Raw genomic sequence first — 15,694 nt, 5'->3', positions numbered from 1 at the left:
ATGACTTCCCATCAGCCGACGGTTGCTCGCGAGCTGTATCCGATACTCAGGCCGCCCGAACGCTGCGCGCTCCACGCGCCCAGGCCGGCAGCCAATCGCCATGCGCAACCAGCAAATCGTCGACCAGCGACCATATCTGGTCGAGGTCGAGCTCAGCCGCCGTGTGCGGGTCCATCATCGCCGCGTGATAGATGTGCTCGCGATTCTCGGTCATCAGCGCCTGGACCGTCAGCTCCTGGACGTTGATATTGGTACGGATCAGCGCGGTGAGCTGCACCGGCAGCTCGCCGATGAAGGTGGGTTGAATGCCCGAGGCGTCAACGAGGCATGGCACCTCGGCCGCGCAATTATATGGCAACGACGTGATGCAGCCATTGTTGCGGACGTTGCCGTAGATCACCGACGGCTCGCCGGTCCAGACCGAGTTCATGATCGAGGACGCATATTCCTTCGACTGCTCCACTTCGATCTTGTCAGCCGAGCGATAGGCTTCCGCTTGCCCCTTCCAGCGTTCGATCTGCTCGATGCAGCGCTTCGGGTATTCGTCGAGCGGGATACCGAATTTCTCGATCAGATCGTCGCGCCCGTCCTTGATGAAATAGGGCGTGTATTCCGCGAAATGTTCAGAGCTCTCGGTGACGAAGTAACCGAGGCGCTTCAGCATCTCGTAGCGCACTCTGTTCGGGCAGCGCGGGTTCCATCCCGGCTTCGGCGCCCGCCCTTCGCTGTAGGCGCGCAGCAGATCCGGATAGAGGTTGCGATAGGAGCCATCCGGCTGGCGATGCTCGAATTTCAGGTAGAAGGCCATGTGATTGATGCCGGCCGAGCGGTAGCGAATCTCCTCGTAGGGAATGTCGAGATCGTGCGCCAGTTCCATCGCTGTGCCTTGTACTGAATGGCAGAGGCCGACCTGCTTGATGTCGGGATATTTCTCCGCGATCGCCCAGGTGTTGATCGCCATCGGGTTGACATATTGCAGCATGATCGCCTGCGGGCAGACCGCGAGCATGTCCTCGCAGATCTTCCAGAGATGCGGCACGGTTCTCAAGCCTCGCATGATGCCGCCGACACCGAGCGTATCGGCGATGGTCTGGCGCAGCCCGTATTTCTTCGGAACTTCGAAGTCGGTAACCGTGCAGGGCTCGTAGCCGCCGATCTGGAAGGCGACGACGACGAAATCGGCGCCCGCCAGCGCCTTGCGCTGGTCCGAGTAGGTTTCGGCTTTGGCCCTTACGCCAAGCGTCGAGATCAGCTTGCCGACGACGATTGCGCTTTCCTCGAGCCGTTGCGGATTGATGTCCATCAGCGCGATCGTCGCACCGGATAAAGCCGGACGCTGCAATATGTCGCCGACGATGTTCCTCATGAACACCGTCGAGCCAGCTCCGATGAAAGCGACCTTGGGATTTCTTGCCACAACGACCTCCGGCATAAGCAATCAGGCTACCTCGAAAGCGGCTTTGACCAGCCGTTCGGTGTAAGCGGTTTTGGGATGGGACAGGACTTCGTCGACCGGCCCTTCTTCGACGATCTTGCCGTGCTGCATGACGATGACGCGGTGGCACAGCGCCCGAACGACCTTGAGGTCGTGCGAGATGAAGATGTAGCTCAGGCCCCGTTCGCGCTGCAGCTTGCGCAGCAATTCGATGATCTGCGCCTGGACGGAGAGATCCAGCGCCGATGTCGGCTCGTCGAGTACGATGAATTCCGGTTCGAGCGCGACGGCGCGGGCAATCGCAATACGCTGGCGCTGGCCGCCGGAAAACTCGTGCGGGAAGCGCGACAGGATATCGCCGGGCATGCCGGCGCTGATCAGCGCCTCGCGCACCCGCTCGATCCGATCGTTCCTGGTGGCGCCGATGCGGTTGACGACCAGCCCTTCCTCGATGATCTGGCCGATCGTCATGCGTGGGTTGAGCGACGAGAACGGATCCTGGAAGACGACCTGCATGCGCGACCGCAACGGCCGCATCTGCGAACGTGAACAGCCATGGATCGGCTGGCCATCGAAATAGATCTCGCCGCTGTCCGTGGTGTTGAGCCTGAGCAACGCCTCGCCGAAGGTGGTCTTGCCCGATCCGGATTCGCCCACGAGACCCAGCGTCTCGTGCCGCCGAAGGGTCAGGCTGAGGCTGTCGACGGCGACGAGTTCGCGCAGGTCCGGCCTCATGAACGTGCCATGCCGCAGCATGAAGGAGACGCGCACATCCTTGGCTTCAAGAATGACGTCGGCGCCTTCCGGCAACGGATTTGCCTGGCCGCGCGGCTCGGAGGCAAGCAGGTGACAGGTGTACGGATGCTGCGGATTGGCGAACAGCCTCTCCGTCACATTGTGTTCGCGCATCTCCCCATGCTGCATGACGTAGACATAGTCGGAGAACTGCCGCACCACGGTCAGGTCGTGCGTGATCAGGATCACCGCCATGCGCAGTTTCTTCTGCAGGTTTCGGATGAGATTGAGGATCTGCGCCTGAACCGTGACGTCGAGCGCCGTCGTCGGCTCATCGGCGATCAGCACATCGGGATCGTTGGCCAGCGCCATGGCGATCATCACACGCTGGCGCTGGCCGCCGGAAAGCTGGTGCGGATATTGCTTCAGCCGCGCCTGGGGTTCAGGAATCTGCACCTGCTGCAGCAGTTCGAGCGCTCTTGCTTCGGCCCGCCTGCGGCTCATCTTGCGATGCACCCGTATCGCTTCGACGATCTGGCTGCCGATCGTGTAGATCGGGTTGAGCGAACTCATCGGCTCCTGAAAGATCATCGAGATGCGGTCGCCGCGCAGTTTGCGCCGCGCACGCTCGGAATATTTCAGGATGTTCGCCCCGTTGTATTCGACAGTCGATTTCGGCGACACGACCGCGCGTTTCGACAACAGTCCCATGACGGTGCGCGCCGTCACCGACTTGCCCGATCCTGATTCGCCGACTATGGCGATCGTCTCGCCGCGATAGAGCTGGAAGGAGATGTCCTTGACGGCTTGGATCATGCCGTGTTCGACCTTGAAATCGACGGCGATGTTGCGGGCATCGATGACCGGTTTTTCCGAACGGCCGTCATGGTCGAGCCGGACAGGCGGTGCGAAGGATTTGACGAGCGCGTGTTGCATCATGTCACGCTCAATACGGATCGACCGCATCGCGCAATCCATCGCCAAGCGCGTTGAACGCGAAGACGGTGACAAGCACGAAGCCGACCGGCGAGAGGATCCAGGGATAGGTGCCGATGACCGAATAGGTCGCGGTGTCCTGCAGCATCAGGCCCCAGGAGATCAGCGGCGGTTTCACCGCGAAGCCGAGAAAACCGAGGAAGGATTCGAGCAGGACGACGCTGGGGATTGCCAATGTGACGGCAACGATGACGTGGCTCATCACGTTTGGAAAAATGTGCTGCATGATGATGCGGCCGTCGGTGGCCCCGACCGCCATCGCCGCACGGACGTAGTCGATCCGCGCCAGTGCCAGGGTCTTGCCGCGCACCTCGCGCGACATCTGCGCCCAGCCGAGCGCCGACATGACGACGATCACGAAGGCCAGGAAGACATTCGTCGGCGCCGTCACAGGAACAAGCGACGTCAGCGCCAGATAGAGCGGCAATTGCGGAAACGCGAGCACCAGTTCGACGAAGCGCTGGACCCAGACATCGAATGTGCCGCCGAAATAGCCCGACACCATGCCGACCGTCGTGCCGATCACGGTGACGATGAAGACCACGGTCAATGCGATCATCAACGAGATGCGCGAACCATAGATCGCACGAGCCAGCACATCGCGGCCGAATTTGTCGGTGCCAAGGAAATGCACCGGCTGGCCGTCGGTCGAGCCGAAGAAGTGCCGGTTCGCGGGAAGCAGGCCGAGCAGTCTGTACTCCGCTCCCTTGACGAAGAAGCCGAGCAGCCGCGGATGGTCGTAGTCCGGCCCGACGACGGGTTGGAAGGTAATCGGGTCGAGGTCTTCCGAATCCGCCAGAGCATAGACGCGTGGCTGGAAGACAAAGTTGCCATCCTTGTCATGGAAGCTCATCATCTGCGGCGGGGCAAAGCCGACATCGGTCACCTTGGGATCCATCGGTGCGAAGAAGTCGGCAAACACCGCCAGCAGCACCAGAAACGCGACCAGGATGAGCCCGGCCATGCCGGTCCAGGACCGTTTCAGGCGGCGCCAGACGAGCGCGATGTAGCTCTCATTGCCGCGCGGCTTGATCTTGGCCGATTCCTCGGCAAGCGGCGGCAGCGAGGGCTCGAAGGCAAGCATCTCAGGACCCTGCATATTGGCGCACACGCGGGTCGAGCATAACGAGCAGCATGTCGGCGATGATGTTGCCAACGATCAGCGTCGCCGACAGCACCATCATGAAGGTCGCCGTGACATAGACGTCGCCAACCGCCATCGAGCCGACGATCGCCGGGCCAACGGTCGGCAGGGCAAAGATGATCGCCGTCTCGATCTCGCCGGTCAGCATATAGGGCAGCACCACGCCCTGATACATAACCAGCGGATGCAGCGCATTGGGCACCGCATGGCGCATGACGACCGCACCGCCGCTGAGGCCCTTGGCGCGAGCGGTCTCGACATATTGCGCATTCAGCGTGTCGAGCAGATTGCCGCGCATCACCCGCATGTTGTAGGCGAGCCCGCCGAAGGTCGCGATGGCGACAACCGGCCAGACATGCCGGACGAGATCGACGAACTTCGCCCAGGACCACGGCGCCCCGCCAAATTGCGGCGAAAAGAAGCTGCCGATCTCGGAGACGTTAAACTGGAAGACCAGCAGATAGACGATGATCAGCGCCATCAGGAAGCGCGGTACCGTCATTCCGAGGAAGGAAATCGCTGACAGCGTACTGTCGATCCAGCTGTACTGCCTGGTCGCCGCCCAGATACCAAAGCCGATGCCCAGCACCGAAGCCAAGAGGTGGCAGACAAGCGCAAGCAGCAGCGTGCGCGGCAGCCGCTCGCCAACCACGTCGGCGACGGGCTTGTTGTAATACAGGCTGTGGCCGAAATCGCCGCGGGTGATGATGCCGCCGATCCAGTTCAGGTATTGGAGCGGAACCGGCTTATCGAGGCCGTGCTCCACGCTGTAAGCCTTCGCCTGAGCATCGGCCTCGGCAAAGGAGGCTCCACCCTGGTTGATGAGCTGCAAGCGGATATAGTCGGCATAGTTACCCGGCGGTGCCTGGATGATCGCGAAGGTAACCACGCTCAAAATGGCGAGAACCGGTATTGCGGATGCTATGCGCATAAGCAGAAATCGCAGCATCGACCGTTTTGCTCCTCGCTCAGATTCTCAGTTATCCCTCACCGCTGGCTTTGTCCCGGCCGCGCCAGCAGCGCGGCCGGGAATTTTCAAGTCAGGGGAGGAAACTCAGTTCGTCGGACCCTTGTCCCCGGGCTTTCCGGGAAGCTGTTCGGGAAACAGCTCATATTTCTGCTGCTTGTCGGCGGCCACCCAGACCCGCTCGCGGACGATCGAGTCCTCGGCCCAGTTGAACATGAAGATTGGCGTTCCCTGCGGGATATTGGAGAAACGTTTGTTGATGATCAGCGCGCCGGGATATTCGGTGAGCCCGACGGTATAGACGTGTTCCGTCGAGATCTTCTGGAACTGCTTCATCAGGCTGGCCCTCTGGTCATTGTCCTGCGCCGAGACAAACTTGTTGACGATATCGACAAGGTCCTTCTCGAAGGGCATCAGATCTACCTGGCCGTTTTCCGGAGCGCGGTGGTTCCAGCTGGTGCGTGGGCCGACCGGCGCCAGTTGCTCGGTGTTCTGCACGACCGAGGTGAGTTCCGTTTCGTTGCGCCTTATCAGCCAGTCGAAGCGACCGGAGTAATTGGCCTGATCGCGCTGGGTACCGTTCAACCCGTTCAGGACAACGCGAATACCTAACTTCTCCATCTGACCGACGACGCCCTCCGCGAGGCTCTTGTCGGTGGTGTAATCGTTGTTGACGAGCATCACGATCTCGACATTCTTGCCGCCGGCGGTGCCGGCAGGAAAATTGACGAAGCCGTCGCCGTCCGTGTCCTTTAGGCCTGCCTTGGCGAGTTCCGCCTTGGCGCCTTCGAGATCGAAGGGGTAGTAGACCGTCGACTTCCGGTCGTAGAAGCTCGTGCCCGAGGAGAAGCCGCCGGGATAGATGGCAGTGAACGGACCCTTGACCAGCGAGTCGCCGAGCGCCTTGCGGTCGAGCGCCATGGTGACGCCCTTGCGGAAATCCTCGTTGCGGTTCAGCTCGCGTATCGCCTGTCCGCGCTCGTCGGGGTTACCCCAGCCATTGGCTGAGAAATTCATGCGCAGATTATAGCCGATCAGCCGCGGACCGAACGCAAGCCGTGCCGGCGCGTCCTTTTGTGCCGCGCGCTTCAGCGAGGCGACGAAGTTCTCCGGCTGCTCCAGATTGGAGAAGTCTCCCGCCCCCGATACCGCCTGAACGTCGCGGTCGGCCCAGGTCGACAATTTGTAGTGCAACTCGTTGAGATACGGCAGCTGGTTGCCCTTCTCGTCGACCTTCCAATAGTACGGATTGCGACGCATGACGATGATGTCGTCGGGGCGGTATGCCACCGGCACCCAGGCACCCATCACCGGCATGTTCATATATTCCGGCGGGAAGGCGTTCTTGAACTGCTCGTAGGTGTTCTTCGAATATTTCGGATGCTGCGGCTTGAGGATATGCGACGGGCCCGGACAGAAGGTGCCGTAAGCCATGGCGTAAAGGTATTGTTTCGGAAAGGCGTCCTTGAACGTCCACTCGACGGTGTAGTCGTCGATTTTCTTCAGCGTCGTGCCGGCGCCGAAGGTCTCCTGCGTGGCACCGTTCAGCGGCGACACATTAGGGTCGATCACCTCGTCGTCCCAGTAGAACATCACATCGTCGGCGTTGAACGGAACGCCGTCCGACCATTTCGCGCCCTCGACCAGATGCATCGTCAGCGTGTGGCCGTCCTTGGACCAGTCCCAGCTCCTGGCGAGGTTCGGCAGCGGCTCCGTGTCCTTGGCCTCGACCTGGAACAGCGGCGCGGTGCGCGTCAGGCATTCGGAAAGGCCGATGTCGATGCCGCCCCAGCCCTGCGTCTGGCCGGCACCATAGTTCCAGCCCTCCGGCCGGCCGCCGATGACATGACGCATCGTATCACCGTAGACACCGACGCCGTCCGGCATATTGCCGGTCTTGAAGACCAGCGGCTCCTTCGGTAACCGGTCCTTGACCGGCGGCAGCTTGCCTGCCTTGACGTATTTGTCGGTGACCCAATCGGGTTCGTGGTATTCCGGAAGTGCCTTGAACTCCAGGATGGAGTCGCGCGCGACGTACTTGATCTTTCCCTCGGCCGGAAATTGCGCGGGCACCGGCGGCACGGTCGGCTCGGATGCATACGCGTTCAGGGCCGAGGCCGAGACGCTAAGCGCCAGCCCGGCGAGAATGCCAATGTTTCGGAAATTCCTCATCGTCTCTCCTCCCTGTTGTTCAGGAGCGCGTTGACGCCGCTCCATTTCTCCTCGAACGAATGTACTTCCGGGTGCGGTGCCGAAAATTCCTCCCGAAAGCTTGCCGCGATCCGTCCTGGCGAAATTCAGACGGCCTGCTTGAGAGCTGTTTTTTCCGCACGTAGTTCCTCGATCGAACGGACGTCGCGCCGTGCCGCTCCGGCCCATTCACGGGTCTTGATCCTGGATTTGGAAAGCCGCTCCTTCGCGGCCGGCACCGCATCGGCATATTGAGGCAGCCAGCGGGCCTGGGCGACGACCATTTCGTCCACCATCTGCCAAACCTCTTCCGGCGTCGAAACCGCGCCGACCAGCGGATCGTGCAGGACGGCGAGCTTCAGCAGGTCGATATCGCCTGAGATCGCCGCATGAACCGACATGCGCTGGACGTTGATCGAGGAAGTGCAAGTGGCGGCGCAGGCCTCCGGCAGCGTGATGCCTGCAGCCATGTTGATGCCGAAGCGATCGACGAAGCCGGGCGACTCGATGATGGCGTCCTGCGGCAGGTTGGTGACGATGCCGTTGTTCTTGACGTTGAAATGGCCGCGATAAACGCGGTTCGTCTCCAGCGCCTCGAGAATGTGGCTGGCATGCTCGTTGGAGCGCTTGGCGGGGTCTATCGGCCTGGCGGCGGATTCCAGAAATTGCGGGAACTCCGTTTCGAACCAGTTGCGTGTTTCGGTCGAATAACGAAGGTAGCCGCCGGTCTCGCCGTGGATCCAGTCGGACATGTCTATCCAGCGGGTGATTTCGTCCGGCCGCTTGCGATACCAGGGCAGGTATTCGGAAAGATGGCCGTTGCTTTCGGTCGAATAGACGCCGAAGCGCTTCAGGACATCGATGCGCAGCTTTTCCTGCTGCGAATAGACCGGATGCGCCTCGAAGGCGGCAACCAGTTCGTCCTTACCGATCTTGCGGCCGTTGAGACGCAGGTCGATGAACCAGGTCTGATGATTGATGCCGGAGCAGATGTAGTCGAGCTCGGTGCGCGACTTGGCGCCGAGCACTTCGGCGATCTGGTCGGCGCCATGCTGGACGCCGTGGCAAAGGCCGACGGTATCGACCTTGCCATATTCGATCGCCGCCCAGGTGTTCATGGCCATCGGATTGGCGTAGTTTAGGAATTTCGCCCCAGGCTCGGCGACTTCGAGGATATCCTTGCAGAAATCGAGGATTACCGGAATGTTGCGCTGGCCATAGAGGATGCCGCCGGCGCAGATCGTGTCGCCGACGCACTGGTCGATGCCATACTTCAAGGGAATGCGGATGTCGTCCGCATAGGCTTCGAGACCGCCGACGCGAACGCAGCTGATAATGTAGCGGGCACCCTCGAGGGCGGCACGGCGGTCGGTCGTTGCCGTAACCTTGGTCGGCAGCCTGTTGAATTCGACGACCCTGTCGAGGATCGACTTGATCATCTGGAGGTTGCGTTCGCTGAGATCGGTCAGTGCGAATTCGACATCCCTGAATTCAGGAACGCACAAAATGTCGGTGAAGAGCTTCTTGGTGAACCCGACGCTTCCCGCACCGATAATAGCGATCTTGAAACTCATCAGCCTCACCTCGACCTGATCGAACGCTAGGGCAAAGGCGGCGAAAAGAGGCCTGGCCCGCCTGCCACATTATGCAGGCTGGAATCCGGCACTTCCTCCCATCCGCTCGTTGACCGCGGTTTCTTTTGCTTTTCTCGAGGGATTATGCGCCTAATTCGGCACGCGACCAGAGAAGGATTATGCTTTTAGGGGTAATTTTGTGCTGCGGAACTTGATCGACATCGGGCCGGCGGGCAGGACGGTATCGCTGCCGCGCGGGCGCCAGCGCCTACACACCATGCCGACAAGCACCGGCTATGAAGTGCGCGAGAACGAGGTCTACGACTGGGATGGGCGCAAGCGCGGCCAGACGCCGTTTACCGTGCTCCAGCATACGATCAGCGGCACCGGCCGATTGCGCTACGAGAACCGGAACTACCGTCTGCAAAAGGGCGATACGTTGCTGGTTCTCGTGCCGCACAACCACCGTTACTGGCTGGCCAAGGGCGAACGCTGGGAGTTCTTCTGGATATCGATGAACGGCGAGGAGGCACTGCGCATCCACAAGTCGATCCTTGCCGCCGTCGGTCCGGTGCTGCGGCTGCAGCCCTCGACGATCGATCATCTCGCGGATTGCAGCGTACGCCTGATCACGGGCGCGGTCTCGCCGGGAGCCGCCTCGGCCGTCGCCTATGAAGCCGCCATGGCGCTCTACGACGATGTCTTCGGCTCGCATGCCGTCACCGACGACAAGAGCGCCATGCAGCCGGTCATCGACCACGTCAGGGCCAATCTCGACAGGCCGCTCCGCGTTGCCGATCTCGCCGAGATCAGCGGCCTGAGCCGCGCGCATTTCTCGCGCTGCTTCGCCGAGAGCGAGGGACTTCCGCCCGCCGAATTCGTGCTGCAGCAGCGACTGCAGCGCGCGGCGAAGTTGCTGACCAAGGCCGATTTCCTGCCGGTCAAGGAGGTCGCCATCATGTGCGGCTTCGAGGATGCCAATTATTTTTCCAAGGTCTTCCGCCGCCTCTACGGCATCAACCCGACGCAATTCCGCACCAACGGAATGTATGCCAGCCTGGGAACCGCCCGATAGATTGGCCCCGCTTGGCACCAGGTGAGGGAACGCTTTTGCTTCCCCTCGGTTTAGGACAAGAGAGCCCGCTCGCCGCGGCCGCACTCCGCTCTGGCGGAGATCAGGCCACAGATGTCAGGGGAGTGATCGATGAACAACCCCGATCCGAATAACCCGAATCCACTGCCGGACAATCCCAATCCGGAGCCGGCCCGGCCGCCTGCCCCGCCGGAGACTCCGCCGGGAGAACCTCCAGGCGTACCCCCGCCCTCGCCGGATCCAATTCCGACGCCGGACCAGGAGCCACTTGGAGTTCCTCCTGGCACGCCTTCCGAAATTCCTTCGGAGCCGACCTTTCCCGGGCCGACCGCCTGAAGGCGGTCGGAGTGGAGGATGGCAAGGGTGATTTGGCGGAGCGCTCGAAACGGGTCTTGCCATGGAACGTTTTGCGCTGGCGCTCATTCACGCTTCCATCACGCAATTCGGCGGCGGGCCCTGCAACCAACGGAGGTTAAAATGAAAGTTGGCAACTGCATGACAAAGGACGTCGAGATCGCCAGTCCGCAGCAAACCCTGCGCGATGCGGCAGAAATGATGGGTCGCCTCGACGCCGGCGCGATGCCGGTGGGCGAGAACGATCGGCTTGTCGGCATGGTAACCGATCGCGACATCGCAATCCGCGGCGTCGCCCAAGGCAAGACACCTGACGCCAAGGTACGGGAAGTGATGAGCACCGAGGTCAGGTATTGCTTCGAAGACGAAGACGCGGAGGATGTTCTGCGCAACATGGCTGACCTGAAAGTGCGACGCTTGCCAGTGCTAAACCGTGACAAGCGCCTGGTCGGCATCGTTTCGCTGGGCGACCTCGCCACCAACAGCGAGACCGCGACAGCAGGTGAAGCGCTGAGCGGCATCTCGCAACCCGGCGGCGAGCATTCGCAAACGATACACTGACGGCGCGCCACCGGCCGGCCTTTGCCACGACCGAACCGCCGGCTTGATAGACGCCGGCCTGCCGGCGAAACAGTTCAGAGGCGAATTGGACTCAACCCGACGAGGAGCAAGCCATGATTACTATGAAGGCCGTCCGTATCCACGATTTTGGTGGACCGGAGGTTCTTTCGCTGGACGCGGTTCCGTTGCCTCAGCCCCATGACGACGAGGTCACGCTCAAGGTCTACGCGGCAAGCGTCAATCCCGTCGACTACAAGGTTCGCAAGGGCTCTTCGGGCGCGGATCTGCCCGTCACGCTCGGCCGCGACGTGTCCGGCGTGGTGGAACTGTGCGGCACGCGGGCCCATACGCTGAAGAAGGGCGATCCGCTATATGCCATGCTGGGCAACGACCGCGGCGGCAACGCCGAATATGTCGTCGTCAAGGCAACGGAGGCGGCGGCGAAGCCGCAACGCTTAAGCCACGCCGAAGCCGCCGCGGTGCCACTTGCGGGCCTTACCGCGTGGCAAGGCCTTTTCGATCACGGCGGCCTCAAATCCGGGCAGCGGGTCCTTATCCATGGCGGCGCCGGCGGCGTCGGTCACCTGGCGGTGCAGTTCGCAAAGGCCGCGGGCGCGTTTGTCGCGACGACCGTGTCCGCGCAGGATTTTGATTTCGTCCGCGCGCTTGGCGCCGACCAGGCGGTCGACTACAAGAACCAGCGCTTCGAGGAGGTTGTCGAGGACGTCGACCTCGTCTTCGACTTGGTAGCGGGTGAAACACAGGACCGCTCGTGGGACGTGCTCAAGCCCGACGGGACGCTCGTCTCAACGCTTTCCGAACCGTCGGCGGAGAAGGCCCGCCTGCATCGGGCTCGCGGCGTTTCCTATTTTACCAAGCCTAACGCGGCGCAGCTTGCCGAGATCAGCCGCCTCATCGACGCCGGGAAGGTCAGGCCATTCGTGCAGGCAATCTATCCTCTTGAGGAAGTCGCCAGGGCAGAGGAACAGCTCGAGAAGCAGCACACGCGCGGCAAGATTGTGCTTCAGGTAGCTGCCTGAGCACTCGCCGAACAACAGGCCGCAGGCCAGTTTGCGGAGCGCTCGGACACAGGCCGTTTTCTGCTGTCCAGAAGCCCGGCGGCCGAGAGTTTGACACAGGACGGCCCGCCGGGCCTGGCCGGCTTAGGTAGATGCCGGCTGAAGCAGCATGCGCCGGGTTTGCCGGGATGCGCAAATCAAACAAATCAAGGAGATGCAACGGATTGTGAGGCACGTCGCGACGACACCGTCGCACGGCCGCCGTCAGTGAACTGCGAAGCGAAGGGCACAGCGTTTACCGACAGGCGGGCTAGGTTCCTACCGGCCGCAAGCCGCAAAAAACCGCTTCAAACTGTCGGAAACCGGCGATAGGTTCGAACCATGTCTCAACCCGCCAATCCGATCTCCATTGCCCGTCGCGATCAGATGTTTCCAGCGCTGGCTGAGGCGGACCTGGACCGCATCGGCCGTTTCGGCGAAGCCGTGTCCTATGCCGCAGGCGAACAGATCGTTAAAGCCGGCGAGCTGGCGCCCGGTCTGATCGTGGTCCTGTCCGGCAAGGTGGATATCATCCAGGGGGGCAGCTTCGGCCGGCGCGAAACAATCGTCACGCACGGTGCAGGCAATTTCGTTGGCGAGTTGGCGCAGCTTTCAGCCCGGCCCTCACTGGTGGATGTGGAGGCGATCGAGCCGGTCGAGGCGCTCGTCATCCCCTCGCAAAGGCTGAGGGACCTGATGGTGCAGGAAGCAAACCTCGGCGAGCGCATCATGCGGGCGCTGATCCTGCGCCGTATCGGCCTGCTCGAGAGCGGCACAGCCGGCCCGATCATTGTCGGACCGGTCGACAGCGGCGACGTATTGCGGCTGCAAGGTTTTCTGGCTCGCAGCGGTCAGCCGCATCGCGTTCTCGATTCGGCTGCCGATCCCTGCGCCAGGACCCTGATCGAACGCTTCCATGTCGATATCCACCATTTGCCGATCGTGCTTTGTCCAAACGGCAAGCTGCTGCTCAACCCCGGAGAGAACGAGCTTGCCCGCTGCATCGGCCTGGTGAGGCCGATCGACGCCGGCAAGCTGTACGACGTGGCCATTGTCGGCGCCGGACCGGCCGGCCTCGCTGCGGCCGTCTACGCGGCTTCCGAAGGGTTGTCGACGATCGTGCTCGATTGCCGTGCCTTCGGCGGACAGGCGGGTGCCTCCTCGCGCATCGAGAACTACCTCGGTTTTCCGACCGGCATTTCGGGAATGGCGCTGATGGCGCGCGCTTACAACCAGGCGCAGAAATTCGGCGTCGAGATGGTGATACCGGACGAGGCGAAGCTGCTGGGCAGCTCAAGCGACACGTCCGGTGCCCACTACACGCTCGCCGTCGGCGGCGGGGAGACCGTGCGGGCACGGTCAGTGGTGATCGCCAGCGGAGCGCGCTATCGCCGCCTCGACATGGCAAACCTGGCGCAATTCGAGGGAACCTCCGTGCATTACTGGGCTTCGCCGATCGAAGCGCGGCTTTGCGCCGGGCAAGAGGTAGCCCTGGTCGGCGCCGGCAATTCGGCTGGACAGGCTGCTGTCTATTTGGCGGCGCATGTGAAGAAGGTATGGCTGCTGGCGCGCGGCAGCAGCCTGGATGCGAGCATGTCGCGCTATCTGGTGGAGCGCGTCAGCGCACAGCCGAACATCGAAGTGCTGGCTGAGACGCAGATCACGGCGCTGGAAGGCGCCGACGGCAATCTTGGCAAAGTGCGCTGGCGCAACCGCGACACCGAGACAACACGTCCGATCCGCCACCTCTTCCTGTTCATCGGCGCCGATCCGAACACCGACTGGCTGGCGCAATGCGGCGTGGCGTTGGACACGAAGGGCTTCGTTCGCACCGGGCCTGACATTGGCCAGGAACGTGGTGCACTGGAGACGAACCGCGGCGGCGTGTTCGCCATCGGCGACGTGCGCTCCGGCTCGATCAAGCGCGTCGCCGCTGCCGTCGGCGAAGGCGCCCAGGTGGTGGCGGCGCTGCATGCATATCTCGCGCGAAACGGCAGCCTAGCCGTGGCGCCACAACTGGTCAGGAGCGTATGATGGCAGACGAATGCAGGCACGCCGGGGACATTCGCGACGTGACGCCGAGCGCGCTCGGCTGCGAGGAATGCCTGAAGAGCGGTTCGCAGTGGGTGCATCTGCGGCTCTGCCGCACATGCGGTCACGTTGGCTGCTGCGACGACTCGCCCAACCGTCATGCCACCAAGCATTTTCGGGCAACCGGCCATCCTGTCATCGAAGGCTACGATCCGCCGGAAGGCTGGGGATGGTGCTACATCGACGAAATCTTCCTCGACCTCGGCGACCGCGCCACGCCGCAAAACGGACCGATACCGCGCTTCATTTGAGCTTTTTTTTGCCAGCGGGCCGCTAGAGCAATTCCAGAAAAAGTGTGAACGGTTTTCGTCCGCAATTGCGTCAAAAAAGATGGAGCTGTTCGGCGTTTCCGTGAAACGATGGACCGTTCTAAAGCATGTCGCGCAAAACTGTGCAGCGGTTTTGCGATAACGACATGCATACAACGAGAATCTAACGCGCGTCGCATGAGGCCGATCGAACGCGACGCGCTTTAGTCCAAGGCTGCTTCGGCTTGAGTGGGGGTATCGCGTCCCTTTGGTAGTGCCGATGAACGCTCGCGCATTTGCCTGACGGTCTGGAGGACACGATCGGCAAGAGATGCAAGCGCACCCTGTGCCGTGCGCGTCCCGATGACGGATTCCAGTGTAACCGCCTGCGTTGAGAATTTGTGTTTGAACGACTCTGCGCCACAGAGGAAATCGACCATGCTCAAGCCGTGATCGATCGACCACTGCACGTAATCCATCAACAGGATCACACCCGGCGACGCCCGGCCGAAATCCGGATCGAATGTCGTCACGAAGGCCATCATCACGTCGTGCTGGACGAAGTTGATCGACACCGCGACCATCACGCCATTGCATTCGAGGACGAAGATATGCAGCACGCCGGCGCGCGCCAACGCATCGACGAGCGCGGCGAGTACCGGCACGCCCTCTTCGAACAGGTCTGACTCACGCATGCGCTCGGTCAGCCATTTCCGCTTCAAGGCCGCGAGGCGCTCCAGTACCGGTTGCAGCGGCTCGTCGGGGGCAAGCAGGCGAAATCTCACCTCTCCGGTTTCTTCCAGCGCTTTGATGCCGCGCCGATAGTTTTGGCGCGTCTTTTTCGACTGGTCCGCGAACCATGCCGCTCCGCTTTCCCATTGTCCGGCAACGCGATAGCTGACTTCCGTTCGGTGAAAGTGACGAAGCCTGATGCCGCCGAAAGCTCCCGGCGTGAAAATTTTGCGGGCCGCCGCATCCGGCGAGAGACGACTGATCAAGGCAAGATCGAAGCCACCTGCATCGCACAGTTGGGTCCATAGCTCCTGCAGCGCCGACAACGAGCATTCCGGGGCAACGAGAATATCCCCATAGTCGGTATAGCTGCCGGCCGCCCATTCGAGAAACCGCAGCCCCCTGCGCCTGCCGATCGCCAGCGGAACGACAGCAACGAGTTTCTCGCCCTTCCAGACCAGGCCGATCCGCAACGCGCGCTGGCCACGGCGTTGTACGGTACTCCACCATGCCGAA

Annotated in this window: 12 protein-coding genes; 5 read left to right on the top strand and 7 right to left on the bottom strand. The window is 61.8% G+C overall.

The features are described from left to right. Nucleotides 1-46: 46 nt before the first annotated feature. The 6 genes from NKH50_RS16700 to NKH50_RS16675 form a co-directional block, all read right to left on the bottom strand. Nucleotides 47-1,417, bottom strand: coding sequence for an alpha-glucosidase/alpha-galactosidase (locus tag NKH50_RS16700; protein ID WP_352879911.1), 1,371 nt, complete (start codon nucleotides 1,415-1,417; stop codon nucleotides 47-49). 21 nt (nucleotides 1,418-1,438) lie between these two features. Beyond that, complete coding sequence (locus NKH50_RS16695; RefSeq protein ID WP_352880221.1) at nucleotides 1,439-3,106, bottom strand: ABC transporter ATP-binding protein; 1,668 nt, start codon at nucleotides 3,104-3,106, stop codon at nucleotides 1,439-1,441. 10 nt (nucleotides 3,107-3,116) lie between these two features. Next, nucleotides 3,117-4,250 carry an ABC transporter permease gene (locus NKH50_RS16690; RefSeq protein WP_352879909.1) on the bottom strand — a complete coding sequence of 378 codons (1,134 nt, stop codon included), beginning with the start codon at nucleotides 4,248-4,250 and terminating at the stop codon, nucleotides 3,117-3,119. 1 nt (nucleotide 4,251) lies between these two features. Beyond that, the gene (locus NKH50_RS16685) at nucleotides 4,252-5,259 is read right to left on the bottom strand and encodes an ABC transporter permease (protein WP_352650414.1); all 1,008 of its coding nucleotides are present in this window, start codon (nucleotides 5,257-5,259) and stop codon (nucleotides 4,252-4,254) included. A gap of 105 nt (nucleotides 5,260-5,364) precedes the next feature. Continuing rightward, nucleotides 5,365-7,449, bottom strand: coding sequence for an ABC transporter substrate-binding protein (locus NKH50_RS16680; protein WP_352507191.1), 2,085 nt, complete (start codon nucleotides 7,447-7,449; stop codon nucleotides 5,365-5,367). 125 nt (nucleotides 7,450-7,574) lie between these two features. Then, nucleotides 7,575-9,041 (bottom strand): alpha-glucosidase/alpha-galactosidase, encoded by a 1,467-nt coding sequence (locus tag NKH50_RS16675; protein ID WP_254819493.1) that lies wholly within the window; start codon nucleotides 9,039-9,041, stop codon nucleotides 7,575-7,577. Nucleotides 9,042-9,318: 277 nt separating this feature from the next. On the opposite strand from NKH50_RS16675, the gene NKH50_RS16670 reads away from it, so the two are divergent. From NKH50_RS16670 to NKH50_RS16650, 5 genes are all read left to right on the top strand, one after another. Further along, nucleotides 9,319-10,116, top strand: coding sequence for an AraC family transcriptional regulator (locus NKH50_RS16670; RefSeq protein WP_352704853.1), 798 nt, complete (start codon nucleotides 9,319-9,321; stop codon nucleotides 10,114-10,116). A 495-nt stretch (nucleotides 10,117-10,611) separates the two neighbouring features. Further along, complete coding sequence (locus NKH50_RS16665) at nucleotides 10,612-11,049, top strand: CBS domain-containing protein (protein WP_352472517.1); 438 nt, start codon at nucleotides 10,612-10,614, stop codon at nucleotides 11,047-11,049. A 113-nt stretch (nucleotides 11,050-11,162) separates the two neighbouring features. Continuing rightward, nucleotides 11,163-12,089: an NADP-dependent oxidoreductase gene (locus tag NKH50_RS16660; RefSeq protein WP_352507193.1), complete on the top strand. Its 927-nt coding sequence runs from the start codon at nucleotides 11,163-11,165 to the stop codon at nucleotides 12,087-12,089. A gap of 360 nt (nucleotides 12,090-12,449) precedes the next feature. Beyond that, complete coding sequence (locus tag NKH50_RS16655; RefSeq protein WP_352704789.1) at nucleotides 12,450-14,141, top strand: FAD-dependent oxidoreductase; 1,692 nt, start codon at nucleotides 12,450-12,452, stop codon at nucleotides 14,139-14,141. Further along, complete coding sequence (locus NKH50_RS16650; protein WP_352589492.1) at nucleotides 14,138-14,449, top strand: UBP-type zinc finger domain-containing protein; 312 nt, start codon at nucleotides 14,138-14,140, stop codon at nucleotides 14,447-14,449. Before NKH50_RS16655 ends, NKH50_RS16650 begins: the two co-directional genes overlap by 4 nt. 221 nt (nucleotides 14,450-14,670) lie before the next feature. On the opposite strand, the gene NKH50_RS16645 is transcribed toward NKH50_RS16650, so the two are convergent. After that, on the bottom strand, nucleotides 14,671-15,651 hold the full coding sequence (locus NKH50_RS16645) for a GNAT family N-acetyltransferase (RefSeq protein ID WP_352879905.1): 981 nt from the start codon (nucleotides 15,649-15,651) through the stop codon (nucleotides 14,671-14,673). Between the last annotated feature and the right edge of the window lie 43 nt (nucleotides 15,652-15,694).

The organism is Mesorhizobium sp. M1027 (assembly GCF_040318745.1).
Lineage (GTDB): Bacteria > Pseudomonadota > Alphaproteobacteria > Rhizobiales > Rhizobiaceae > Mesorhizobium.
This window is presented reverse-complemented; position numbering and strand designations above follow the sequence as displayed.

Excerpts from the sequence above, each read along its gene's own strand:
- NKH50_RS16665 (WP_352472517.1), top strand. The coding sequence starts at position 10,612 with ATGAAAGTTGGCAACTGCATGACAAAGGACGTCGAGATCGCCAGTCCG.
- NKH50_RS16655 (WP_352704789.1), top strand. The coding sequence starts at position 12,450 with ATGTCTCAACCCGCCAATCCGATCTCCATTGCCCGTCGCGATCAGATG.
- NKH50_RS16670 (WP_352704853.1), top strand. The coding sequence starts at position 9,319 with ATGCCGACAAGCACCGGCTATGAAGTGCGCGAGAACGAGGTCTACGAC.
- NKH50_RS16690 (WP_352879909.1), bottom strand. The coding sequence starts at position 4,250 with ATGCTTGCCTTCGAGCCCTCGCTGCCGCCGCTTGCCGAGGAATCGGCC.
- NKH50_RS16660 (WP_352507193.1), top strand. The coding sequence starts at position 11,163 with ATGATTACTATGAAGGCCGTCCGTATCCACGATTTTGGTGGACCGGAG.
- NKH50_RS16680 (WP_352507191.1), bottom strand. The coding sequence starts at position 7,449 with ATGAGGAATTTCCGAAACATTGGCATTCTCGCCGGGCTGGCGCTTAGC.
- NKH50_RS16675 (WP_254819493.1), bottom strand. The coding sequence starts at position 9,041 with ATGAGTTTCAAGATCGCTATTATCGGTGCGGGAAGCGTCGGGTTCACC.
- NKH50_RS16650 (WP_352589492.1), top strand. The coding sequence starts at position 14,138 with ATGATGGCAGACGAATGCAGGCACGCCGGGGACATTCGCGACGTGACG.
- NKH50_RS16685 (WP_352650414.1), bottom strand. The coding sequence starts at position 5,259 with ATGCTGCGATTTCTGCTTATGCGCATAGCATCCGCAATACCGGTTCTC.
- NKH50_RS16695 (WP_352880221.1), bottom strand. The coding sequence starts at position 3,106 with ATGCAACACGCGCTCGTCAAATCCTTCGCACCGCCTGTCCGGCTCGAC.